Origin of the sequence: Prosthecobacter sp. (genome assembly GCF_044378005.1) — a bacterium.
Classification (GTDB): domain Bacteria; phylum Verrucomicrobiota; class Verrucomicrobiia; order Verrucomicrobiales; family Verrucomicrobiaceae; genus Prosthecobacter.
The window spans coordinates 1-26,016 of the sequence record NZ_JBILYB010000063.1; the positions used below are offsets into that span (position 1 = coordinate 1).

Annotated in this window: 12 protein-coding genes; 5 read left to right on the forward strand and 7 right to left on the reverse strand. The window is 59.3% G+C overall.

Going from position 1 to position 26,016, the window contains the following annotated elements; translation table 11 throughout:
- Nucleotides 1–147 precede the first annotated feature (147 nt).
- Nucleotides 148–2,232, forward strand: coding sequence for a flotillin family protein (locus tag AC6FTP_RS13615; RefSeq protein ID WP_497207460.1), 2,085 nt, complete (start codon nucleotides 148–150; stop codon nucleotides 2,230–2,232).
- 65 nt (nucleotides 2,233–2,297) lie between these two features.
- Nucleotides 2,298–7,418 (forward strand): DNA repair ATPase, encoded by a 5,121-nt coding sequence (locus AC6FTP_RS13620; RefSeq protein ID WP_497207461.1) that lies wholly within the window; start codon nucleotides 2,298–2,300, stop codon nucleotides 7,416–7,418.
- Between the two features lie 16 nt (nucleotides 7,419–7,434).
- Here AC6FTP_RS13620 and AC6FTP_RS13625 read toward each other — a convergent pair whose 3' ends face one another.
- A complete protein-coding gene (locus AC6FTP_RS13625) occupies nucleotides 7,435–9,195 on the reverse strand; it encodes a protein-disulfide reductase DsbD family protein (protein WP_497207462.1) in 1,761 nt (586 codons plus the stop codon).
- A 122-nt stretch (nucleotides 9,196–9,317) separates the two neighbouring features.
- Between AC6FTP_RS13625 and AC6FTP_RS13630 the strand changes: the two genes are divergently transcribed.
- Nucleotides 9,318–12,248 carry a PSD1 and planctomycete cytochrome C domain-containing protein gene (locus tag AC6FTP_RS13630; RefSeq protein WP_497207463.1) on the forward strand — a complete coding sequence of 977 codons (2,931 nt, stop codon included), beginning with the start codon at nucleotides 9,318–9,320 and terminating at the stop codon, nucleotides 12,246–12,248.
- A gap of 47 nt (nucleotides 12,249–12,295) precedes the next feature.
- On the opposite strand, the gene AC6FTP_RS13635 is transcribed toward AC6FTP_RS13630, so the two are convergent.
- The 5 genes from AC6FTP_RS13635 to rimO all read right to left on the reverse strand — a co-directional run bounded on the left by AC6FTP_RS13635 (nucleotide 12,296) and on the right by rimO (nucleotide 17,379).
- Nucleotides 12,296–12,682 (reverse strand): hypothetical protein, encoded by a 387-nt coding sequence (locus AC6FTP_RS13635; RefSeq protein ID WP_497207464.1) that lies wholly within the window; start codon nucleotides 12,680–12,682, stop codon nucleotides 12,296–12,298.
- Between the two features lie 102 nt (nucleotides 12,683–12,784).
- On the reverse strand, nucleotides 12,785–13,807 hold the full coding sequence (locus tag AC6FTP_RS13640) for a glycoside hydrolase family 62 protein (RefSeq protein WP_497207465.1): 1,023 nt from the start codon (nucleotides 13,805–13,807) through the stop codon (nucleotides 12,785–12,787).
- A gap of 19 nt (nucleotides 13,808–13,826) precedes the next feature.
- Nucleotides 13,827–14,495 carry an HAD family hydrolase gene (locus AC6FTP_RS13645; RefSeq protein ID WP_497207466.1) on the reverse strand — a complete coding sequence of 223 codons (669 nt, stop codon included), beginning with the start codon at nucleotides 14,493–14,495 and terminating at the stop codon, nucleotides 13,827–13,829.
- Between the two features lie 47 nt (nucleotides 14,496–14,542).
- Complete coding sequence (locus tag AC6FTP_RS13650) at nucleotides 14,543–15,592, reverse strand: potassium channel family protein (protein WP_497207467.1); 1,050 nt, start codon at nucleotides 15,590–15,592, stop codon at nucleotides 14,543–14,545.
- A 431-nt stretch (nucleotides 15,593–16,023) separates the two neighbouring features.
- Nucleotides 16,024–17,379 (reverse strand): 30S ribosomal protein S12 methylthiotransferase RimO, encoded by a 1,356-nt coding sequence (gene rimO, locus AC6FTP_RS13655; protein WP_497207468.1) that lies wholly within the window; start codon nucleotides 17,377–17,379, stop codon nucleotides 16,024–16,026.
- A gap of 184 nt (nucleotides 17,380–17,563) precedes the next feature.
- On the opposite strand from rimO, the gene AC6FTP_RS13660 reads away from it, so the two are divergent.
- Nucleotides 17,564–18,880: an SGNH/GDSL hydrolase family protein gene (locus AC6FTP_RS13660; protein ID WP_497207469.1), complete on the forward strand. Its 1,317-nt coding sequence runs from the start codon at nucleotides 17,564–17,566 to the stop codon at nucleotides 18,878–18,880.
- A gap of 11 nt (nucleotides 18,881–18,891) precedes the next feature.
- On the opposite strand, the gene AC6FTP_RS13665 is transcribed toward AC6FTP_RS13660, so the two are convergent.
- Nucleotides 18,892–20,079, reverse strand: coding sequence for an FG-GAP repeat domain-containing protein (locus AC6FTP_RS13665; RefSeq protein ID WP_497207470.1), 1,188 nt, complete (start codon nucleotides 20,077–20,079; stop codon nucleotides 18,892–18,894).
- Nucleotides 20,080–20,239: 160 nt separating this feature from the next.
- Between AC6FTP_RS13665 and AC6FTP_RS13670 the strand changes: the two genes are divergently transcribed.
- Nucleotides 20,240–26,005, forward strand: coding sequence for an immunoglobulin domain-containing protein (locus tag AC6FTP_RS13670; protein ID WP_497207471.1), 5,766 nt, complete (start codon nucleotides 20,240–20,242; stop codon nucleotides 26,003–26,005).
- The last annotated feature ends 11 nt before the right edge of the window (nucleotides 26,006–26,016 follow it).

Sequence of the window (26,016 nt, forward strand, 5' to 3'; positions counted from 1 at the left end):
ATGGTGCCCCACTTCTGATCAACGTCCGCACCCAGCCAGGAGCTCTTTCTTTGCCCAAAGGCACACCCGCCCAAGTCACCACCGCCGGCCCAGAAAATGCCTTCTACTTCATCGAGTCTCTGAAATCATAAATCCAACATCATCAATATGCACCCCACCCTCCCACTCGCCGTGCTTCTCGAAGGCAGCATCCTCGTCGGCGTCATCATCATCGGCATCTTCCTCGGCGTGCTGATTCTGTTCTCGCGCTTCTTCCGCAAAGTAACACAAGGCCAGGCCATCGTGCGAAATGGCATCGGCGGCACGAAGGTGTCTTTCAATGGCATGATCGTCATCCCCGTCGCGCATCAGGCCGAGTACATGGACATCTCCGTGAAGCGCATCGAGATCGAGCGCAAAGCCAACGAAGGCCTCATCTGCAAAGACAACCTGCGTGCTGACATCAAGGTCGCGTTTTTCGTCCGAGTGAATAAGACGCCAGATGATGTCCTCCGCGTCGCCCAGTCGGTCGGCTGCGCTCGTGCCTCGAATGTGGACATGATCCGCACGCTCTTCGACGCCAAGTTCTCCGAAGCGCTGAAGACCGTCGGCAAGCGATTCGACTTCGTGCAGCTCTACAATGAGCGCGACACTTTTAAGAGCGAGATCTTGAAGGTCATCGGCACCGACTTGAACGGCTTCGCGCTCGACGACTGCGCCATCGACTTCCTGGAACAGACGCAGCTCGAAAACCTCGATCCCGACAACATCCTCGACGCCGAGGGCATCAAGAAGATCACTGAACTCACCGCCATCCAGGCCAAACTCTCCAACAACATCCAGCGCGACAAAGAAAAGGTCATCAAGCAGCAGGACGTGCAGGCCCGCGAAGCCATTCTCGAACTCGAACGCCAGCTCTCGGAAACGGAAGCCAAGCAGAAGCGCGATGTCGAAAGCGTGCAGGCCCGTGAGCATGCCGAGACCATGAAAGTGCAGGCCGAAGAGCGCCTCAAAGCTGAACGCGCGAACATCGCCGCCGACGAAGAGATCGCCATCGCCACGCAGAACAAGGACCGCCAGATCCTCGTCGCCCAACGCAACAAGGAGCGCACCGACGCCGTCGAAGTCGAGCGCGTCACGCGTGATCGCGACCTCGAAATCATCGACCGCGAGCGCCAGACCACGCTGAAAGGCATCGAGAAGGAAAAAGCAGTCGAAATCGAGAAGAAGAATATCCAGGAAGTCATCAAAGAGCGTGTGGCACTGGAAAAGACCGTCGTCGTCGAGCAGCAGAAGATGAAGGACACCGAAGCCTTCGCCACCGCCGACCGCGAGAAGCAGGTCGCTTTGACCAACGCCGAGAAAAACGCCCAGGAGCAGCTCATTCAGAAAATCAAAGAGGCCGAGGCCGCCAAACAAGCCGCCCAGCTCGCCGCCGAGCAGGCAGCCTTCACCAGCATCAAAGCCGCCGAAGCTGCCAAGCAGTCTGCGGAGCTTCACGCGCAGGAATTGCTGACCTTGGCCGATGCTCGTCAAGAATCCGCCGCCAAAGATGCCGCCGCCGAGAAATCCCTCGCCGAAGGCAAAACCGCCACCTCCGCCGCCATCGGACTCGGCGAAGCCCAAGTCTCTCTCGCGAAAGCGGAAGCCTCGCAGAAGCAAGGCACCGTCGATGCCGAAGTCACGCAGCTCAAACTCGCAGCCGAAGCCGATGGCATCACCAAGAAGGCTCAGGCCATGAAGCTTCTCGAAAACTCCGGTCGCGAGCACGAGGAATTCAAGCTCACCCTCGAAAAAGACAAGGCCATCGCCCTCGCGGAGATCCACATCCAGAAAGACATCGCCGCCGCGCAAGCCGGCGTGCTCGGCGAAGCCATGAAGTCCGCCAAGATCGAAATTGTCGGCGGAGAAACCCAGTTCTTCGACAAGATCACCAACGCCATCGGCAGCGCCCGCGCCGTGGATCGCCTCGTCGAAGGCAGCCGCACCCTCACCGATGTGAAGGAGACCTTCTTCAACGGCGATCCCGATTACTTCAAAGCCCAACTTAAAACCGTCGTCGATCAATTCGGCCTCACCGCCGAAGACACGAAGAACCTCACCCTCAGCGCCTTGTTTGCGAAGCTCATCGGCCTCAACCCCGACGCCACGACGCTAAACAAGCTCACCGGCATGATCGGCGCTGCGAGTCGTTTTGGTCTCACCGAACAAACCGTCGCCGGATTGCTCACCGCGAAGGCCGCGAAGAAGTAATATGGAGCGCCGACGATTCGTCGGCCCTTGAAGCACTCTAAGCCGACGATTCGTCGGCACTCCATATGGCCGATCCCACACCACCTCCCGCAAACTCTTCGCCCCAGCTCGAAGCCGGTGCTTACGAAGTCATTCGTCAGCGGCTGAACAAGCACGGCTCCGAACTCCAGCGGCGGCTGGATTTGCTTAACGCGGATCGGAAGGCGGAGTTTGGTGGCATCGACACGGCGCTGCTGGCGACCACGCGGCTGACAACGGACAACAACTGCGTCCCGCGTGACATGGCGGCCATCGGGCCGAAGCGCTTTCTCTTTGGCTACAACGTTCATCTCGGTCTGCGCACCACTATGCGCATCGAGGATGTCTTCTCGGTGTATGATTACCATTCGGACGATCACAGCTTTCACACGAACAAGGAAGGCCTGATCAGTGACACGCAGTTCGCAGAGGATTTCGCCTATCTTCACAGCTACTACAAAAACGCCAGCTTCCTGAAGTTCCACCGCATCGGGCCGCATCTTTACATGGGCTTTCAGGTGGGGCAGCGCGCCACGGAGGTGAAGACCTTCAAGTGGCTCGTGGATGATGAAAAGGGCACGCTCAAATACCTTGGCAATCGCAGTGACCATGAGTTCGTCTTTCCCACGCCGCAGGAGTTCGCGTGGAAGCGGGCCACGCGGGACATGTACATCCACGGCGAGCATCCGCACATCAGCATCGAGGACCGCGTCTTCGTCGAGACCATCGGCGGCGACCTCACGGTGAAGGTGGAAAACAACACCGCTTCCGGTCGCGGCATCTACAATGAACCCGTCGATAACAAAGACCAGACGCTCGATGACGCGGAGGTGCATTACGCCATTGTGGGGAACCTCATCCTGATGAAGGTGCTGCCGTATCAGGAGAAGGCGTGGCGGCATCTCGTCTTCAACGAGCGCACGCGTGAGGCGCATCGCATCGACAGCATCGCGGAGAGCTGCGTGCTGCTGCCGGACGATCACGGAATCCTTTTCCCGCACGGTTATGTGCTGCAAACGGGCGAGGTGCGCCGCTTCGACACCGGCCTGCCGCCAATGCGCTTCGAGCGCCGCATCGCCGCTGCAAATGGTGAGGACACGCTTTTTGTTTTCGGCCATCTGGAAAGCGGATCGTATCTGCTGCTCAGCTACAATCTCATCACGCAGAGCATCGCCACGCCGCAGCCCTGCCACGGCTACAGCCTCTTCCCGTCGGGCGAACTCGTGCTCTTCGATGCCGACGCAGAGCCGCGCAAACACCACGTCGTGCAGATCTGGCGCACGCCTTATCTCACCGCCGATGTCAGCGAGGCCAAGGCCACGCAGACCTTCCTCAGCAAAATCGGCAACGCCGAAATCGTCCGCGCGATGGCCGAGTGCCGTGGCGTGCTCACGCTGCTGGCGAAGGACGACTCCTTCTCCGGCCTCTACGTCGAACTCGCACGTTCCTGCGGCGACATCGCCGACAGCTACTTCTGGGTAGGCAAGGAGGAGGCGCATGATCTCAAGACGACGCTCACCGAGATCAAAACGACCGCCGAGGCCGCGCTGGGCGAGTTTGAAAAAGTGCGCCGCATGAGGAAGACGGCGGCGGATCAAACCACCTCACTGCAAGAGAAGTCGCAGAAAGCGCTCAATGCCGCCAGCAACACCGATCCGAGCGACATCCTCGGCTTTGTGCAGCTCCTCACGACCCTGCGCGAGCTACGCGGCCAGATCATCGCGCTGCGGGATGTGCGCTACACAGATGCAGCGGTCATCGACGCGATGGACAAGGCTGTGGCCGAGGGCAGTGACAAGCTCAGCGCGAAATGCGTGGCCTTCCTGCTCAAGCCGGAGGCGCTTGATCCGTATCGGAAACAAATCAGCGAGCAGCAGGCTCGTGTGCCCGCGTTGGTGAAAGTCACCGAAGCGCAGGAGGTCGAGCAAGCGCTCGCGAAAGCGAGCAGTGAACTGGAGATGCTCACCGCCATCGTCAGCGGTCTGAAGATCCAAGATGCCACGGAGACCACGCGCATCATCGAGGGCATCAGCACGCTCTTTGCCCAGCTCAATCAAGTGCGCAGTGTGTTGCGCAATCGGCGCAACGATCTCGCGAAGACGGAAGGCGCGGCGCAGTTTCAGGCGCAGCTCAGTTTGCTCAGTCAAAGTGTGCTGAACTACCTCGAAGTGGCCACCACGCCGGAGAAGTGCGATGAATCGCTCACTCGCGTGCTGGTGCAGATCGAGGAGATGGAGACGAAGTTCTCCGACTTCGATGACTACGCGACCGAATTGGTCAAAAAGCGCGAGGAAGTCCAAACAGCTTTTGAATCGCGTCGGCAAAGCCTCACGGATGCGCTAAACCGCCGCTGCCAGTCACTTGGCCAATCTGCCGACCGCATTCTCAGCAGCGTCCGCAATCGCCTTGCCGCCTTTGCCAAGCCTGAGGAAGTGCATAGCTGGCTCGCTGGTGATGCCATGGTCGCCAAGCTGCGCGATCTCATCGACGAACTCCGCAAGCTCGGCGACAGCGTCCGCGCTGACGAGCTACAAACACGGTTGAAAACTGTCCAGCAGGACTCGCTGAAGCAGATTCGCGACAAAGCCGAGCTGTTCGTCGATGGCGGCGATCTCATCCAACTCGGTCGCCACAAGTTCAGCGTCAATCGTCAGCCGTTGGAGCTGGCCGTGCTGCCACGCGAAGGCGGGCTGGCCTATCACCTCACCGGCACGCGTTTCTTTGAGAAGGTCGAAAGCGCCGAACTCGAAACCCAGCGCCACGTTTGGGACCAGGCGGTCGTTTCCGAGAACGAAGTGGTGTATCGTGCCGAGTATCTCGCCTGGCAGATGTACAAGTCGGGAAGCCAAGACGATGTCGCCACCTTCATGGCGCAGCGTTATCACGAAGGCTACACCAAGGGCGTTCATGATCACGACGCTGCGCTTATCCTGAAGCCACTCCAGGAGATGCACGCCAGCCTTGGCCTCCTGCGACACTCTCCAGCGGCTCGAGGCTATGCAAGGTTGTTTTGGCACGGCTGGAACGAAGATGACGACAAAAAGGCCCTGACAGCGCGGATGCAGTCGAAGGGTAGAATGCGGGAGCTGTTGGGTGTCTCTAATACGGAAGTCGATCCGGCTCTCGTTGGCCGTATCGGTGCATTCGGGCGCGGTAGCGTCTTGGAGTGCGGCGGCAGCGACGCCGCTTTCGAGCGAGGGACAGATGCACGAGCTACGGTGAAGGGTTCCTCGGATGATTTGCGCGCGCTCGAAAGCGGTGTGGCGCTTCGCTTCCCACCGCACTCCAAAACGCTGCCGCGAGTTTCGGCGGCGCAAATTGCGGCGTGCCTCCTTGATGAACTTCAGTCCAAAACGCACTTCACACGCTCGGCAGCGGCGGTGGAGCTGTTGAAGTCATTCCGAAAAGAACTCACGGCGAAACGAGCGGCGAAGGATTTTGAGGAAACGCTCACTGCACTGGCGGCACAGCCGTTGCTGGCGTTTGAGATCGCTTTGGACTGGGTCACGGCTTTGAATCCACACGCGGATCGCGGTGTGCTCATCGAAACGGCGGCGATGGTCGTCACGAATGATCAACCGCCTGCGGCGACGCCGTCGGAAGCCAGTTCACGCATCACGATCACTGGTTTGACCGGCACACACGCGCGCATCGCCGATGCAAAGCTCGAACTCGACTACCACGAATTCACCGCGCGACTTCAGCGCTACGAGCAGGACATCGTGCCCGCCTTCGAGCAGTTTCAGAAGCTCAAACACAGCCTCGCCGAGACACGCCGTCGCGAATTGCGGCTCGATCAATTCAAAGCCGGTGTGCTCAGTTCGTTCGTGCGCAATCGCCTGCTCGATCAAGTTTATCTGCCGCTCATCGGTGCCAATCTCGCCAAACAGCTCGGCGCGGCGGGCAGTGACACGCGCACGGATCGCATGGGCCTGCTGCTGCTCATTTCACCGCCCGGTTACGGCAAGACGACGCTCATGGAATATGTCGCCAGCCGTCTGGGCATCACGCTGGTGAAGATCAACGGGCCTGCGCTCGGCCATCACGTCACCTCGCTCGATCCCTCCGAGGCGCGCAATGCCAGCGCGCGTGAGGAAGTAGAGAAACTCAACCTCGCTTTCGAGATGGGTGACAACGTCATGATTTACATCGACGACATCCAGCACACGAACCCCGAGTTCCTGCAAAAGTTCATCTCCCTCTGCGATGGCACGCGCAAAATCGAAGGCGTGTTCAAAGGCGAGGCCAAGACCTATGATTTGCGCGGCCGCAAAGTCGCCGTCGTCATGGCAGGCAACCCTTACACCGAAGTCGGCGGCAAATTCCAAGTGCCCGACATGCTTGCCAACCGCGCCGACACCTACAACCTCGGCGACATCCTCGGCGGCCATGAGGAAGCCTTCAAAGACAGCTACATCGAGAACACCCTCACCAGCAACGCCACGCTCGCCCGCATCGCCGCGCGCAGCCACGCCGACGCGCTCGCCGTCTTGAAGATCGCACAGACCGGCACCCGCGAAGGCGTGGAGTTTGAAGGCAGCTTTAGCGCCGAGGAGATCAACGACGCCGTCGCCGTCATGGAGAAGCTCCTGCATGTGCGCGAGATCATCCTGCGCGTGAATCAAGAGTACGTCCGCAGCGCCGCCATGGAAGACGCCTACCGCACGGAACCTCCCTTCAAGCTGCAAGGCAGCTACCGCAACATGAACAAGATCGCCGACAAGATCCTGCCGCTCATGACCGATGCCGAAGTCGCGAACATCATCGCCGACCACTATCGTGGCGAAGCCCAAACCTTGAGCCAAGCCGCCGAAGCGAACCTGCTGAAATGGCGCGAGATCAACGCCCTTGCCACCGAAGAGGACATCACGCGCTGGACCGTCATCAAGGGTACCTTCAAGCGCAATCTCCTCACCGGCGGTGCAGGAGAAAACGACCCCATCAATCGCATCACCGGCCACATGAACGCCTTCACCGTCGGCCTGGAGAAGATCGAGCAAGCCGTGAGCAACCCGACGCTTTCTGACCTGACGATGGAGCGACTACAGAAGATCATCGAAGGCCTGCGAGCTGTGCCGGTGAACGTGGAGATCAAGGTGCAGCCGGTGGAGAAGGAAGTGGCTGGGGAGTCGCCCGTGGATGTTTCCAGCCAAGTGAAGCAGGCATAGCAAAGCGCTCTGCGCGTTATGGACTGACTTTGCTCAATGCCTCCGAGACGTTGTCCACGCTGAGTAGCTCGGGCAAGATGATGGGCTCGGCTTGACCGGGGAGATAGAGCACATTCACTGGCACAGCGGCTTTGCCGAGAGCGGATATTGCTTGGGTGATGCGTGGATCTTCGTTGGTCCAATCGGCTTTGAGGAGGACGACTTTTTTCTCTGCGATGAGTTTCTTCAGCGCTTCGTTTTTATAAACGCGTTTGTTCACCTGACAGGTGACGCACCATTGGGCGGTGAAGTCGATATAGACAGGTTTGTTAGCGGCACGAAGTTCAGCGACCTTTTCGGGGGACCATTCTGCCCACTTGTCTTCTTTGACCGGCCAGCCAGCATAGAGGCCACCACCGATGCTGAGCAGGGTGAGGATCACTGCGATGAGACGGGTGCGTGCGGATTTGTGAGGCAGACTCCAGCGTCCATAGACCCAGCAACCAAAGGCGATCAGCACGAGTCCGAGCATGGAAAATAGAAGCGGCTGGCCCTGGACCATGCCGGTGAGCACCCAGATGAGGAAGACTACGGTGCCGAAAAGCAGGAAGGACAGACCTTGCTTGAAGCTCTCCATCCACGCGCCGGGACGTGGCAGGGCGGAGACGAGCTTTGGAAAGATGGCGAGCACTAGGAAGGGGCTCGCGAGGCCGAGGCCGATCATGGAGAACATGATCAGCGCCTGAAAGGCGGGAAGCGTGACCGTGTAACCCAGCGCAGGCCCGAGGAAGGGGGCGGAGCAGGGAGTGGCGACGACAACCGCAAGCAGGCCGGAGAAGAAGGAACCTCCAAGACCATGCTGAGATTGCAGGTTCTGGCCGACACCCACAGCGGAGGCACCGATTTCAAACAGGCCAGCCATGCTGAGTCCGAAGATGAGGAAGAAAGCCCCGAGACCATAGACGAAGCCGGGAGACTGAAGCTGGAAGCCCCAAGCTTTGCCGAGTGTGATCACCAAAGCCCCGAGCGCCCAAAAGCAGACGAGCACGCCGAAGGTGTAGGCTAGGCCGTGGAAGAGGACCTGTTTTTTGTTTTCACCAGCTTGCTGGACGACGCTGAGAACCTTGATGCCGAGAACGGGAAAGACGCAGGGCATGACATTGAGGATCAAGCCGCCGATGAAGGCGAAGAGCAGGTAACCAGCGAAGGAGCGCTCGACGGTTTTGACAACGGAAGCTGCGGCTGCTGGCGCTGAGGTTTCCTGGGCAAAAATGGCTGAATTCGTGGGATCGAGGTCGGCTTTGTCTGCGAGGGCGATGGTGAGTTTTGCCTCGGGTTTCACGGGCATGCAGTTTTCGGGATTGCAGGCCAGAGCATCGACTTTGACGCTGATCTCGACGGCATCTCCAGCTTTGCCTGCGGGGGTGATTTTGACCGGCAGATGCACGGTGCCTTCGTAGCCCTGTGATTTTTTTCCATCGGTGGAATCCACCTCCTTCGTGGCTGGCCAGGGGAGTTCTTCGACGCTCCAGCCCTCGGGTAAGGTCCACTTGAGCTTCGTCGGTTTGCCGATCACATCAGGTGGCAAAACTTTCCCATAGGTGTGCCAGTGCTCCTCATGCACGAGCTTCACGGCGACTCTGAATGGCTGGCCCGGCGCAGCACTTTTCACTTCGGAGACGATGCTCGCGGTGACTTTGGCACCGGCGGTTCCACCCGGAGCGAGAAGATCGATTTGAGAAAAGGCGGGCAGGAGCAGAGCAAAGTAAAGCAGGAGCGGGGGGAGGGCGCGATTCATGGTGGGTTAGGATTTACGAGACACGGAGCGTGGATTTATTCCAATGAGCAAATCGTAATGTAACACTGAATCCTCCATGCCAGAGGAGATGAGATTCCATCTACGCCTGCGTATGAATCATCATGTTCAAGCCTCTCGTGCTTTCCTTCGCCGTCACTTTTCCTGTGGCTGCGGTCGATTTCGTCCAAGACGTGCAGCCCATCCTGAAAGAGCGCTGCTACGGCTGCCATGGTACGCAGAAGCAGGAGGCGGCCTTCCGGCTCGATCACAAGCCCAGCGCGCTGAAGGGAGGGGACTTTGGGCTCGCGATCAAAGCCGGGCACAGTGCAGATTCGGTGCTCGTTCATGCCATCGAAGGGCGGAATCCCAAAATGAGGATGCCGCGCAAAGGTGATCCACTTTCCGCTGCCGAGATCAGCACGATCAAGGCATGGATTGATGCTGGTGCCGAGTGGCCGGACAGTGCGAGTGTAAAGCTGGAGACGAAGACGGATCACTGGGCCTTTAAGCCACCTGTGAAGCCGAAGGTACCAGGAGGGACGGGAATGCATCCCATTGATGCTTTCATTCAAGATCGACTCGCCAAGGAAGGGCTCAAGCCAGCGCCGAAGGCATCGCCAGAGAAGCTGGTGCGAAGGCTGCATCTGGACCTCACCGGACTACCTCCGCAGCCGGACACGAGCAAAGACTATGCAGATCTGGTGGAAGAACTGCTGGCCTCCGAACACTACGGCGAGCGCTGGGCACGCCACTGGTTGGATGCGGCGCACTATGCCGATTCGAACGGCTACGAGAAGGACCCCATGCGCTTCATCTGGTTTTACCGCGACTGGGTCATCAACGCCTTCAACCGCGACCTGCCTTACGACCAGTTCATCATCCAGCAGATCGCAGGAGATCAACTCCCGAAGGCCACGCAGGATCAGATCGTCGCCACTGGCTTCCTGCGGAACTCGATGATCAATGAAGAAGGCGGAGTCGATCCTGAGCAGTTCCGCATGGAGGCCATGTTTGACCACATGGACACCATCGGGAAGAGCGTGCTCGGCCTCACGATTGGCTGCACGCAGTGCCACAATCATAAATACGATCCCATCACGCAGGAGGAGTACTACCGGATGTTTGCCTACCTGAACAATGACAACGAACCCTGGCGTGTGGTCTATACGGCGAGCGAGCAAATGCAGCGCGCGCAGATCCTTCAGCGCATCCGCGAGCTGGAGGAAAAGTTGAAGCACGATCAACCTGACTGGCAGGAGAAAATGGCAGCGTGGCAGAAGTCTCTCAAACCGCAGCCGAAGTGGACGACGCTTAGCTTTGAAGACGATCCGAGCGGTGGTGAAAAGGCGCTTCGCCAGCCGGATGGCAGCATTCTTGCCCAAGGTTATGCACCGACGAAGAGCGAGGTGAAGTTCATCGTGAAGCAAGGCGCTCCACTCAAGATTTCTGCCTTCCGTCTGGAACTCATGAACGACCCAAACCTGCCTGCTTACGGTCCCGGACGTTCGCAGAAAGGCACCGCCGCACTCACTGAGTTCAATGCCACGATCAAGATCGACGGCAAAGACACGCCATTGAAGTTCATCAAAGCCACTGCCGACTTCGGCGAACCGGAGAACACACCCATTCCTGGCTTTGCCAAAGATCAGGACACAGCGAAGGACAAGCGCGTCACCGGCCCCATCGCCTATGCGATTGATGGCAAAGCCGACACCGCCTGGGGCATCGACGCGGGTCCCGGACGCCGCAATGTGCCGCGCAATGCCGTCTTCGTTTTGGAGAAGCCCATTGAGGTCAAAGCCGACTCCGAGCTCACCATCGGCCTCAGCATGAAGCACGGCGGCTGGAATAGTGATGACCTGCAAACGATGAACCTCGGGCGCTATCGCATCAGCGCCACAGAGGCCGCTGATGCGGAGGCCGACCCGCTTTACGGCAAGAAGGCCGAGTTCCCGGTTTTCCGTGCCAGTGTGGCTGAATGGAAACCCATCAACGACGAGATCGAAGCGCTGTGGAAACAGCATCCTGAAGGCACGACCACGCTCGTTTTGGATGCCCGCGAGCAGCCACGCATGACCAGCATCCTGAAGCGTGGCGACTTCCTCAAGCCTGGAGATCGCGTCAGCACGGGTGTGCCCGCTGCCCTGAATCCTCTGCCGAAGAATGCTGACGGCTCACGACTTACTTTCGCCAAGTGGCTCGTCTCACGAGATTCACCGACCACAGCACGAGCTTTTGTGAATCGCATCTGGCAGTCCTACTTTGGCATCGGCCTGGTCGAGACACCGGAGGATTTCGGCACTCAAGGCGCGAAGCCGAGCCATCCCGATCTGCTCGACTGGCTGGCCTGCGAGTTCATGGAGCACGGATGGAGCATCAAGCATCTGCACCGGATCATCGTCACCAGTCACACCTACCAGCAGGACAGCCGCGTCACTCCTGAGTTGCTGGAAAAAGATCCCTACAACCGCCTGCTCGCCCGTGGCCCGCGCTTCCGAGTCGAGGGCGAGATCGTGCGCGACATCCAGCTCGCTGTCAGCGGTTTGCTCAATCCCGAAGTCGGTGGCCGTGGCGTCATGCCGCCTGCGCCTGAGTACCTTTTCCAGAAGCCTGTGAGCTATGCGCCCTTCCCATGGAAGGTGGAGGAGGCGAACCAGAAATACCGCCGCAGCGTCTATGTCTTCCGCCGCCGCAGCACGCCGTATCCCTTCCTCAGCACCTTTGACGTACCGAATGGTGAGTCGAGCTGCATTAAGCGCGCCCGCAGCAACACACCGCTGCAAGCATTGATGACGCTGAATGAAACTCTCAGCCTCGAAGCCGCCGAGCATCTGGCGAAGCGCATGAGTGAGTCTGGCAAAGGCGACGACAAGGCCGCCATCGCGCATGGTTTCCATCTTTGCACCTCACGTCAGCCTACGGTCAAAGAATCGCGCGTGCTGCTGTCCCTACTGAATCAGCAACGCGCGAACACCGCCCCCGACACACTGGCACCGATGACCACCGTCGCGCGAGCCCTGCTGAATCTGGACGAGACGATCACGAAAGAGTGACGGGACACCCTACTATTCCATTGAGGTCGGCATCGATCCTTCGCGCTCTAATCACGAGTCCAAAACCGCGATCGACCTGAGCTGAGGTCATCGGCATTTTTGTAAACGAGCACGATGAGCGCTATCGGAGCTAGAATGAGTCCAAAGAAGAACCACAGCCAGGAAGACCGCCGCGTGTACTGAGCCCATAGGGCGCACAAGATCCCGGATAAAAAGAGCCCGGCTCCAGTGTCACGATATTCCTTTTCGAGTTTGCTCAGCTTCGTCTCGATCTGCTGGATCTTGCTGTGAGTCCCCGCCTCAGAAGACTTTTGTTTAGATTCCACTCGCTCAAGTCTTTTTGTGAACTCCGGGTCTGGCCCGCCCTGTGCTGAGGCTGCGGTGGGGCCGACAGATAACAGGGCAAACACGATGAGATGCAGGAGGCGATGCATGGATACGAAGATCATCTTCATTCTCCATGCTCCACTTTTCATCCTCATGATGACAAGACTAAACGTGAAGAAGTGGGGCGTGCGTATGGGTAACTTGAGCCGTTACTTCGCAGACTGATTGAGGATGCCGATCTTCCAGGGGATGCTGCCGTACTTCTTGGCTTTGTAGCCTTCGGCATCGACGCCCTGGAAGACGAAGCGGAGGTCGGAGGGATCGACTTCGAGGGTTTCGTCGTTGCTGGAGCGGATGAGTTCGCCGTGGCTGATGCTGGTGGTCCAGGGGGAAGACTGGGTGACGTTGACGGTGGTGGAGGCGAAGGGCTTATCGCGTGTGGTGGCGAGCGGCTTCCACGGGCCTTCGAGCCGGTCGGCGAGCCAGGCTTTGTAGTAGCGGCAGCCAGGGCCGAGAGCCTCGATGATGGTCAGATACTGATCGCGACCTTTGAGCTTGTAGGTGTGGGAGGCTTCGAAGAGTTCGTCCTTTGTGTCTTTGAGGACGAGTTCGGGTTTGGACCAGCCGAGCGGGAAGTTTTCCTTCGCGGTTTCACGTCGCCAGAAGTGGCCGTCGTCGCTGGTGTAGAAGAGATGGGCTTTGGTGGCATCGCAGTTGACCCAGAAGTCGATCCACTTGGTTTTGTCGCCACCCTCGGGCAGTGTTTCGATCATGGGCTGGGGCTTGGTCCAGGACTTCGGATCAGCGAGGGTCGAGGTGGTGGAGAAGTAGGGGGCAAATTTGAGCGTGCGGTTTTGGTCGGCGAGCTGGTAGATGAGATACCACTTCTGATGTGGGGTGAAGTAGAAGACCTGCGGGGCGCAGTGGTATTGATCGTGGAAGTCGAGGGTGTGGCGCGTGGCCTGGCCCGCGTCTTTCCAATCGGTGAAGCTGAGATACTGCATGTCCACCCTGCCGGAGGCGCGGCGATGGGTGGCGAAGAGATGCCACTTTCCTTCGTGAAAGACGAAGCTGGGATCTTTCAGCGCGACATCGGGGTCGGCGCTGACTTCGATGGGGCCGATGAGTGGCGGGGTGCTTTGCCAGTGGAACTGACCGGTACTGATCCAGGCGGGATCAGCGGCCAACAGCAGAGTTGGTAAAAGGATGAGCGGTAAAAGGATGGATTTCATGAGCAGACTTTGAATCATCTCATTCCTCCACCATGAGTTCTTTGATCGTGACGTGGGCGAGAGATTCGACCTGCTTCCATGCGCCCGTGAAGTCGAGATGTCTTGTCATGGGGCCGGGGGCGACGACGCAACGGATGCCGGCGGCGAGGGCCGCGCGGAGGCCGTTGAGGGAGTCTTCAAAGATGACGGCTTCTTCGGGGGCGACGCCGAGATTTTCGGCGGCGTGGAGGAAGAGGCTCGGGTCGGGCTTCACCTTGCCGGTGTCATCGACGGTGGAGATGTGGTGGAAGTGATCGTGGAGGCCGAGCTGGTCCATCCAGGAGTCGATCCACACACGTGGGCTGCTGGAGGCGATGGCGATGCGCAGGCCGAGGGAGTCGGCCTCTTTCAGGAGGTCGGCAACGCCGGGGAGGAGGCGCAGATGCTTACGCAGTTCGCCCTCGTGGGTCTTCCGGGCGACTTCGACGGCGTCCCAGTCAAAGGTGCGGCCGGTGAGTTGCTCGAGATCGCGTTTCGGGTCATAGACGCCGGTGATAAAATCAGTGCCCACAGCCTGGGCGTAGCGCTCCACGGGCAGCTCGTGGCCGTGCTGGTCGAAGATTTCTCTCCAGGTGTGGTAACCGGTGCTTTCAGTGTCAACGATGAGGCCGTCGAAGTCGAAGATGACGGCGCGGATGGGGGAGGGCATAGGCGGCAATGGAGTGCCGATGAATCACGCGCCAGCCAACTTGTTTTTTAGCGGCGCATGGCGCGCCTCATGACGACGAGCGCATCGCCAGGCATGAGCATGGCGCTGGAGGTGGGATTGAGATCGGTGCTGCCCTCCTTTCTCAAAATGGCCACGGCGAGCAGCCGCCCGGCGGCCTCGGACTCGACATCGCTGATGCGTCGATGCGCCCACGGGGAGTCGGCGCTGATCTCGATCTCCTCCATGTCGATGCCGAGTTCGGTGAGGTGATGCTCAAACTCGACGCGGGATTTGGTCTGGGTACCGAGGAGTTCGCGCGCGTTCGGATGCAGGATGAGATGGGCGATGCGATCTGCGCCGATGTGGGCGGGCAGCACGACACGGTTTGCCCCGGCCTGGAGGAGCTTGCGCTCGGTGGAGGGCACTTCACCTCGGGCGATGATTTGCACGCTGGGGTTCATGTTTCGCGCGCTCAGCGTGATGAAGACGTTCGCGGCATCATTGGGCAGCACCGTTGCGAGCACGCGGGCTCTGGAGATGCCGGCCGCACGCAGCACCGTTTCATCCGTGGCCTCGCCCTGAAGCGTGAGGCAGCCGGATTCGCGTGCCTCGGCCACACGGTCGGGAGCTTGATCCAGGATGACATACGGGATGCCGCCCGCTTCGAGTTGGGCGGCGATCATGCGCCCGATGCGGCCGTAGCCGCAGATGATGGCGTGGTTCTTGAGTTTCTCGATTTCGTTTTCCATGCGTTTGCCTCCGAGTGCTTTTTGGATCTGGGCCTCCGTCAGCCATTGGACGAAGGAACCGGTGATGAAAATGATGCCCGTGCAGCCGAGGACAATGAGGGCCATCGTCCAGGCCCGCAGCCAGGGATCGGTGATGGGCACGACCTCGCCAAAGCCGACGCTGAAGGCGGTGATGATGACCATGTAAAAGGCATCGCTCCACGACCAGCCAGCGAGCCGGTAGCCGAGGGTGAAGACCAGCATCACCACGCCCACGAAGATGGAGGCATAGATGAGGTTGGCCTGCGGGCGGCTTTTCGAGATGGGCATGAGGTTGGCTGCCAGATGGCAGAGCCAAAGGCGTGCCAAGGGTGAAGCTGCCGTGGCATCCTCAGGAAAGGCGCAGGAATCAATTCATGAAAGACGGTGCTGTCCTGTCAAGAATCGACTCCGGGCCCTTTCTTGCGCTGAAGGAAGTCCACGCCCGCGAATCATCGCCGAGGTCAAAAAGCACCCACCGAGCGGCAGAAACGACGGCGAAACAGTCAGGTCGAGCCGAGCACGAGCCAATCAAGAGCCGCCCAGACACCCAACGTCAGCGTCCAAACACGGACAGACCCTCAAGCACCAAACACAAAGCGCCCTAAGGAAGCCCTCAGACCGAAAGCCGGGCCATGTTCAACCAGAGGGCATTGGCTGGCTCGTTCCTCGCAGCCATGCACCCTTTCATGTTGGGTTTCCGATTGTCCCTGGTCCAGAAAGTTAGAGCACCTCACGGAATGAATTTCGCGATCCTTGGATCAGCCAGCGACGAGGTCGTAGCCGCGCCAGTCTTTGATTTTGACTTCGGCGAAGTCGCCGACGGGGAGTTTTTTATCGACAAAGACGGTGGTGTCGATGTCGGGGGCGTCCATGGCGCTGCGTGCGATGCCGGGCTCCTCGACGAGGACGCGCATCATTTTGCCGACGTGGCGCTGATTGACGTGCTGGACGTTGCGCTCGATAGCGCGCATGGCTTCGTTCCAGCGGGCTTTGCGGGTCATGTGATGGACGTGCTCGTCCATCTTGTCGGCACGGGTGCCTTCTTCACGGGAGTAATTGAAGACGCCGGCGCGCTCGAATTTCTCGTCTTCGATGAACTGGAGCAACTCATTGAAATCGGCTTCGGTCTCGCCGGGGAAGCCGACGATGAAGGTGGTACGGATGGCGATGCCGGGGATGCCGGCGCGGATGCGCTTGAGCAAGTTGCGAATGTAGGAGCCATTCGTCTCGCGGCGCATGAGGGTGAGCATGTTGTCACTGATGTGCTGGAGCGGGATGTCTATGTAGCGCGCGACTTTGGGGCTCTCGGCGATGGCGGCGATGAGGTCATCACTCCAATGCGCGGGGTGGGTGTAGAGGAGCCTGATCCAGAAGTCGCCGGGGATCTTGTTCAGCTCGCGGAGGAGGGTGCTCAAAGATTCGCCCTTGGTGCTATCGACGCCGGAGGTGGGCTTCGGGCGCTCGCCTTCCCATTTGTCCATGCCGAAGTAGGTGGTGTCCTGGGAGATAAGGTTGATCTCTTTCACGCCGCTTTTGACGAGGTCGCGCACTTCTTTGACGACGCTTTCCTGAGTGCGGCTGCGGTGGCGTCCGCGGATCTTGGGGATGATGCAGAAGGAGCAGGGGTGGTTGCAGCCTTCGGCGATTTTGACATAGGCCATGTGCTTCGGCGTGAGGCGAAAGCGCGGCGTGTCATAGTCGGGGATGTACTGCGGGCCTTTGGTGACGAGGTTTTCCTGGGCGTGGTCTTTGCCAAAGAGGCCCTGGATGATGGGGGCCACCTGGGTGATCTGGTCGAGGCCGATGAAGGCGTCCACGTCGGGCATGAGGGTGGGCAGCTCCTCGCGGAAGCGTTGGGAGAGGCAGCCGGCGACGATGATCTTCTGCTTCTTGCGCTTCTTCGACTCGCCACGCGCATCGACGGCTTCGTGGATGGCACCGACGGACTCCTTCTTCGCCATGTCGATGAAGGAGCAGGTGTTAATGATGAGCACGTCGGCCAGATCGGCCTCCGGGGTCATGGTCATGCCTGCCTGTTGAAGGTGGCCGACCATGATTTCAGAGTCGATGAGGTTTTTGGCACAGCCTAGGGAGACGAGTCCGACTTTGATCATAACGCGGGGAAAAAGGGCGCGGAGAATAAGGGCAGTTCGCCCAAGCGAAAGGGGGAAGATTGGGCCGGGGAGGAATAGTTGGCGGGCAGCAGCAGCCATTGAGGGAACCTCGAATTGGTCATGGTGCTAGCTGACAGGGCCTTGGACTGGCTATAAGTTTTCCATTCGATTTCAAAAACACCGCATGAATCTCCGCCTCCAAATGCTGCTCTGTCTTCTCGGCTCGCTCGGTGCCGGGGCTGCGGCCGTGTTCCTCCATCACCGCACGAGCACCCTGGATGCCCCTCAGTGGGTGGTGCCGTCCAGGGCTCTGGCGGCCTTCTCTTTACTGGCAATGGGGGCGACGCTGATGCGCGGGGGATGGTATCAGCGGTTCGTGAGCGGCGTGCTGATGCTGGCGCTGGTGACGGGAATCGGCCTCGGCTGCGTGGAGGTGGCATGCCGGGTGATCGGGCTCGACTTCAATACGCTCCTGGGTGCCCGCCGTGCCAATGAGGCCTTTCCCATCTATTTCCGTCTGCCGACACACCTCTCCGGGGAGGTGTTTTTCACCCGTGATCCGGGCAGTTCGTGGACCGGAAAGCCGCTGCAAACGCTGCTGAAGAACCATCGCAGCACGGACGCTGCCTATTCCGATGAGAAGGAGGTCAGCATCCGCTACAGCAAGGAGGGCTTCCGCAATGCTGACGATCTCGCCGACTGGGACATCGCGGTGGCGGGGGACTCCTTCACGGAGTCCGGCTACCTGCCTGAGGGGGACATTTTCACCGGTGTCGCCGCGACCAAGATGGGCAAGCGCATCAAGAACCTGGGGATCACGGACAGCGGGAACTTCGCCCATGCCCATTATATTGAGACGTATGCCAAGGCTCCCTCGTGCCGGACGGCGGTGCTGGCCTTTTTTGAAGGCAATGATGTAACGGACAATGTGCAGGAGCAGCATGATCTGCGCGCCTTCAAAGACAGCGGAGAATCTCCCAGCCGGGCCATTCCTCACCAGCCTTCCTTTCTCAAAGCGCTGTGGAATCTCGTCCGCGATTTCAGGAAACTGCGTCTGAGTGATCGCAGCTATGCGAATGCTTTCTTCAAGACTGCGGCGGGGGAGATCCCCGTCACCATTGCGGATGCACCGCCGTCCAGTGAGGCAATGACAACCGAGCAAAAAGAGGCGCTCTTGTCCGCTTTGGACCGTTACATTTCAGCCTGCCAAAAACACGGAATGAAGCCTCATCTGCTCTACCTGCCGTGCAAGCGACGAGTGATGCATGGTCAGCTCCGCCAAGGGGAGGACTACCCCAAGCCCGAGTGGCAGTTGGGAGATTTGCCGGAGTATGTCGCTCAAGAATGTAGCAAGCGTGGCGTTACATTTATCAACTCAACACCTGCCCTGAGCGCTGCAAGCAAGGCGGGGCAGATGACCTTCAACACGATCTACGACACGCATTTCAATGCAGCGGGGCATCGAATCGTTGGCGAGGTGTTGGCCGAGGCGCTGAAGTAACGCTTCGCGGATCAGGGCTTCAGGCGCTGGTTCCAATAGATTTTGAGGTTCTTCGTGGCCCGGCCTGCCGCGACGAGGTCCACATCGCGGTCGCCATCGAGATCGGTGCCGATGAGGTCTTCGCAGGCCATGGTGTTGTCGTCCAAAAGGGTCTTCACCCAGCCGTTGCCGTCTTCTTTGGTGGTGTGCAGGAGTTTGACGCCGACACGGGTGCCCAGCTTGTGATGAGCGCGCCAGCCGACGACGATCTGACGATTGTTCAGGCCGAGGAGGTCGTGGCAGGAGACGGCGTGGCCGTCGGTCAACGTGTCATCCAACACGCGGCGCTGCCAGAGGCCATCCTTCGGGCCATCGGCGGGCGGGGTGTAAATGACGACTTGGTTCCCATGCATGGGCTCGATGGTGGAGATGTAGGGCTGACCACCGGCAAAGGCTCCCCAGCGCACTTCGCCCGCGCCTTGGAGTTCGGGCTGGTCATGTTTGGCGATCCATCGGGTGCGCCAGCCATTGGCGGAAGGATCGAGACGGATGATGCCCTCGCGACCGCAAAGGAGGAGTGACTCAGCTTCGGAGGGATTGCCGGGCGGGACGATGTCGAGATTGTGCGTCATGTGCATGGCATCGGTGACGAGGGTGGTGTTCCAGGGCTGGGTGACGTCGTCCGGCTTGTGGTAGGCGAGAACGCGGACGCCAGCACCTTCGCCATTTTTGTTCCCCCGGCCATGCAGGGGGACGACGATGAGGTCGTAGCGCCCGGCGAGGTTACGCACCCATTTCATGCGGTGGGTGGTGGGCTCGTGGGTGAGCTGGACGGGTTTCCAGCGCTGGGTGCGGTCGGCAGGCGGGTCGAGGTAAAAGACGGCCCCGCTGCCTGTGGTGTCGCCGGGATTCCACTGGGCACCGACGGCGATCTCGCACTTCCCATCGCCATCGATGTCGCGCGCGGCGATGCAGACGTGGTCCTTTTCGGTGAGCTTCTCGGCAATGACGTGCTTTTTCCAGGTGGGGTTTTGATACCAGACGATGAGGTCTTTATCACAAAGCAGGATGTCAGTCTTCGAGTCTCCATCGACATCCGCCAAAGCGAGCCCGTAGCCAATACCGACAGCGGGATCGATCTCCTGAGGGAGGAAACTGGGGGTCGGCTCGGCATGAAGAGCGAGCGGTAAAAGGGCGAGGGCGGTGAGAAATCGGAACATGGCGGGAGTGATGCTGACGAGTTTGAAGTCGTTGGGCGAGAAAAAGATTTCAGGCGTGACGGGGAAGAATTGACATTGTAATCACAAAATCAGTATTCTTTTCGAGCAAATACCCGCCCTACGACTGTCGGAACAAGGCAGCCCTCATCCTCCCCCCTCCATGTCACTTTCCCGCACGCCCTTGATCAGGCTATTCATGACCGCCGTGGGCTTCAACTTGCTCTTTGCGCTGACACCCAGCGCCGAGGCGGTGGCACCGAAGGCACCGACGATCACGAAGGTTGATTTTACCAGGGTGGGCCATGACGCGAATGGGAATTTGGTCCTGGGCAGCTACAATTCCTACCTCGTGACATGGACGGACAATTCTCTGGATGAAGAGGGATTTGAAGTTCAGATCCGGGGTGGCACGACCGGAGCATTTTCGACCATGGCAAGGGTGGCGGCGAATGGAGTGCAGGCGCTTAACACCGGTTATCAGGGACTGCCGGCCGGGCAGGTGGTGAATTTCCAAGTGATTGCATGGAAGTTCAACGGAGCCAAGATCGAGACAAGCACCTCCCCCATCTTCAGTTTCACGATCCCGGAAGGCACGGTTCAGACAGGACTGAACAATCCCACCGCGCTGGTCGTGACCAATGTGGATGACAGCCAGCTCAGTCTTTCCTGGACGGACAACAGCAACTCGGAACTTTATTACCAGATCGATTTCCGTGAAGTGCAAACACCCGTACAGGCATGGCAAACGCTCGGCTTTGTGAACCATTCCAGCGTCCTGTTTCCAACCAAGACCATCCACAAGTTGAGATTACGGCTGAAGCCAGACACTGACTACCAGTTCCAAGTCCGTGCCACCAGGGAGAGAAATTCAACGACCACATCGCCAGGTCTGGCATCCACCTTCTCAAACATTTCGCTCGTCCATACTCTGCCCCTGGCTCCGCCAATCAATCTCCATGCTGACGTGCTCACCGAGGATGCCTTGCGTCTGCGCTGGGAGGACAAATCCACCAACGAAACAAGCTACGAGATCCAATACCGGGCGAGCAATGACACAGGCACCGGAGAATTCAGCGTCCGAGGCACTGTCAGTGAAGGAACAGCGGTGGTGGACATCCCGGTTCCCCAGGGAGCTGACTACGACTGGCGGGTGGTGGCCCTCTACACCTACACGCCGACCGGTGCCACCACGTCAACGACTCTGCGCAGCGCCCCCTCAAATATCGCCATCCTCAGCACCACCTTCCCTGCCCCGACCCAACTCACGGCCATCACCAACTCAGGTCTGGCAAACACCGTCGATCTGACCTGGGAGGACAACAGCGAAACAGAATACGGCTTCAATGTGTACTCCCGGCCCCAAGGCACCAGCACTTGGTACTTTGCCCGCGCTGTGCGCGAAGGCGTGCAAAAGGTCCAAGTAAACTCAAGGACTGAAAGCAATGACGGAACCGGCAAACCCGTCTTCACCCCTTTGGAGGCTGGAGTGACTCACGAGTTCATCGTGCTGGCGGTGGCTTCAGACGAGACGACGGTTTCAGGTGACAGCAATGTGGCAAGTGCTCCTGCCAAAGATGGCTTCACAAGCCGCTCGTATCATCCAGGTCAACAGGGACAGCCGCTGACTCGCATCGTGATCGTCGGGAATGCAGAGACGATCGAGACCGGTTACTTGGCTGAAACCAGCAATGCCGTGAACCGCACGACATGGAACATCGCCAACCTGCCCAGCGGATTGACCTTTGATTCCGGGACCGGACTGCTGACCGGCACACCGCAGGTGGCGGGGCTCTTTTCCTGCCCGATGACGGCAGAGTTTGTCGGCGGAGGCACGGCGCAGACCACCCTCACCCTGCGCATCCTTCGCGCCATCAGTTCCCCCATGATGATCAAAGGCATTCCCAGCACCACCATCGGCATCAACGCGCCTTTTCGCATCCCGCTGGCAGACAAGTTTGCCGACACAGATGCAGAAACAGCGGTTCGTTTGGAGACGACCAAGGGAAACATCGACATCCAACTTTTCCCCAGTCTGGCTCCGCAGGCCGTGGCCAATTTCCTCTCTTATGTGAATGCTGGCGACTACGACAACATGGCCTTCCATCGGCTGGTCTCAGGCTTTGTTCTTCAGGGGGGAAGCCTGAAAGTTGTGGCCGCCCCCCGCTCGTTTGCCAGCATCCCTTCTCGTCCACCAGCCGTCAATGAGCCTGGCATCAGCAACCTGCGCGGCATGATCTCCTCCGCCAAAGTCGGCGCTCGCAACTCCACCGCCGTACTCACCAGCGGTTCGGTGCCCAGAGATGACAGCTTCGGCTATGTCGGCAATCCTGACAGCGCGACGACGGACTTCTTTGTCAATCTGGGCAACAATGCCAGCAACCTCGACAACCAGAACGGTGGATTCACCGCCTTTGGCCGGGTCGTAAACAGCGGAATGACGGTGGTGGACAGCATCGCCACCCTGCCCACCGGCAGCTACCTGAACAACAACACGACGAGCACCTACGATGCCAGCCTGGACAAGCGAATCATCCTGGATGGCAGCTTCACCGCCTTTTCCGGCATCCCGATGAATGCCAGCCCTGCTCCGACTGACATGGATGTGAACAAGACTGTCAAAGTCATCAAGGCATCTGTCATCTCGCCGATCAGCTATATGCTTCTGGCCCCTAATCCTTTGGGCGTCGTTAGTTCCACGGTCGATCAAAACACGAAGGAACTCGTGCTCACCGGTGCCACCGAAGGTGCCGCCACAATCACCGTCATCGCTCGGGATCTCGATGGGCGGGAGGCCAGCCAGCAGTTCACCGCCATCGTGCAGAAAGGCTACAAAGCACCCGTCATCACGAAACATCCGGTGACCCAGGCTGTCGTCGCTGGCAGCAAAGTAACCTTCAGCGTCACCGCCACAGGCACCGCACTGAACTACCAGTGGCGCAGAAAGAAGGGCAGCGCTGCAGCGGAAAACGTCGGCGCCAATGCCAGCACGTTCATCATCGACGCCGCCCAGGCAGAGGACGAGGCCGTGTATGATGTAATCGTGAGCAATGGCACCACCACCCTGATCAGTGCACCCGCAAAACTGAACCTGCGCATCGCGCCGACTGTCGGCACATTGGCCGCTTCCAAGCTTGTCGAAGTCGGCAAACCACTGACTCTCACCGTCAACGACGTAACGGGAGCCCCCGTCCCCACTTTTGTCTGGAAGCGCGGCACCGCGACCGTCAGCAAACAAACCCTGGCCACGCTGAACATCGCCGCAGCCAAGCTGACCGACGCCGGCATCTACTCCGCCACAGCCAGCAACATCATCAAACCACCCGCCACCACAGGCACGGTCAAAGTGTGTGTCGTGGACAAGCAGAAGACACAGCTCACCTACGGCATCAACAAGACCGTCAGTTTCACCGCCCCAGTCGCCGGGCCAGACATGACCTACCGTTGGAAAATAGATGGAGTGGAGATCCCTTTGAATGAAGCACGCCACAGTGGCATGCATGATCCAGTATTGCAGATCACCGGCACTCAAGTCATCGACAGTGGTGCCTACACCTGTGAAGTCACGCTTCCAGACAGCCTTGGCACCACCGAGACTGGAGCCATTCAACTGCTCATCGTCACCAAGCCGGTCCTGCCACAACTTACCGGCATCAACGCACCGCCCAAAGCCTTCATCGGCGTGTACTATGAATGGACGCTGCCGTTCTCACTTCAGCCAGTGAACACGCCCACGAAATTCAGCGCCACCGGCCTCCCAGCCGGGCTGAAACTCAACACCAGCACCGGCGTCATCAGCGGATACGCCACGAAGACCGGCGTGTATTCCATTTCAGCCACCGCTAACAACATCGCCGGCACCAGTTCACCAGCAGCCCTTGGAAGTCTGACCGTCGAGCCCATGCCGGCATCCAACGTGGGAACCTTCACAGGAACCATCAGTGCGACCGCCCTGAATCAGAGCAAAGGAGGCCGCTTCGACCTTACAGTCACAGACACCGGCAGCTACTCGGGCAAGATTCTGCTTGGCAGCGAAACCATCAACGCCGCCGGCACGCTGGGCATCGGTGTCGGCCTTTCCAATGCCAGCACCATCACCTACCAAGGCCGCATCACCCTCAAGAGGAAGGACAAAAGCCTGCTCGTCCTCACCTTTGAACTGAGTTCAGACTCCGGGTATGTCTCAGGTGTGGTGACCGATGGCACCCAAACCTCCAGCCTATCAGGCTTCCGACAGTCCTGGCATGAGACCTGGAATCCCTGCAGCTACGGCGCCACCCCCACCAGCATCTCCTACAATATGGGATTGAATCTGGCCTCCACGGATGTCGGCAAGGCGCTCGTCCCGCAGGGCAGCGGCTACCTGAACATGCTCGTGAACACCAAAGGCATCGCCACCTTCAGCGGCCGCCTGGCAGACGGCACCACCGTCACCTCAAGTTCCATGGTAGGGCCCGGCGGTGAGTCCATGATCTTCCTCATGCTTTATAAAAATACCGGCTCCGTCATCGCCCAGATCGACATCGGCGACACCAACCTCGGAACTGCCTCGGAGGCACAACTCCGTGTGGACGGCCAGATGCGCTGGATCAAGACCAGCCAGCCTGTCGCCGAACGCAACTATCAGGCAGGCATCCCCGAGACCTTCCTCAGCATCCTTGGTGCCGTCTATTACAAACCCGGCACCAATCAGATCACTCTGGGACTCCCTAGCGTCCCCACAACCACCAGCAACACCGTGATCGACTTCAGTGAAGCGGGGCTGGCATCTGCCGCGAGGAATCCAGACCGCAATGTACGCCTCACCACCGTCAACAGCGTCAGCTACCCCACCGCCAGCGATGCCAAAACCAATCTCTCTGTAAAAACGCTCACCGGCAATTTCAACGGCACCTTCGAACTGGTCGATAACGACGTCAGACGCACCGTCACCTATCAGGGGATCATCATCCCCGCCATCCCCCACACGCCGGCGGTGGTCAATGAGAGCAACGTCATCCTCTCCAATGAAATCCCCGGAGTCGGAGCTCACGGGGTGGGTTACTTCCTCCTTCCCGAGTTGCTGCCCAGCACGACGAAATCCAAGATCAACTCCGGCAAAGTCAGCCTCCTGGGCCAGCCCATCAGCATCAGCACCCAGCCGCAGGATCAGACCGTCAATCCAGGCACCGACGTCTCATTCAGCGTCAGCACCGCCGCAGGACACCAGGGCACCCTCACCTACCGCTGGCGGAAAGGTGGCAATACCATCTCGGGTGCCACCACCAGCCAGCTCAATCTCGGAGCCGCCACCGAATCCATGCAGGGAGACTACGACTGCGTCATCAGCAACGGCTCCATCACCATCACCACCGAGGTGGCGTCTTTACTCGTCAATGATCCCGTCACCGGAGTCACCATCACGCGCACCCCCTCCGCCAACCCCGTCGCCAACAACACATCCATCACCTTCTCCGCCTCTGCCCAGGGCACAGCACCACTGAGCTATCAATGGTTTAAAGGAGGTCAGGCCATCCCAAATGCCACAGCTGCCACTTACACCATCGCCAGCAGCGCCGAGTCGTTCGCAGGCAGCTACACCGTCAGAGTCAGTAATGTGGCATCCGTCAGCGGAGTCACTTCTGCAGCCAACGAACTCACCGTCGCCCCGGACACCCCCGTGACCAATGTAAGCATCACGCGCAATCCGGCCAACAACCCCGTCGCTACAGGTCAGACCATCGTCTTCACAGCCTCCGCACAGGGCACGGGACCGCTGAGCTACCAATGGTACAAAGGCAATCAGGCCATTTTTGAGGCCACCAGTTCCACCTACACCATTTCCAACTGTACCGAGTCTGATTCCGGCAGCTACACCGTCACTGTCAGCAACGTCGTCACCACCAGCGGCGTGCCCTCCAGCGCCAACGAACTCACGGTGGACCCGTGATTCAGTCATGG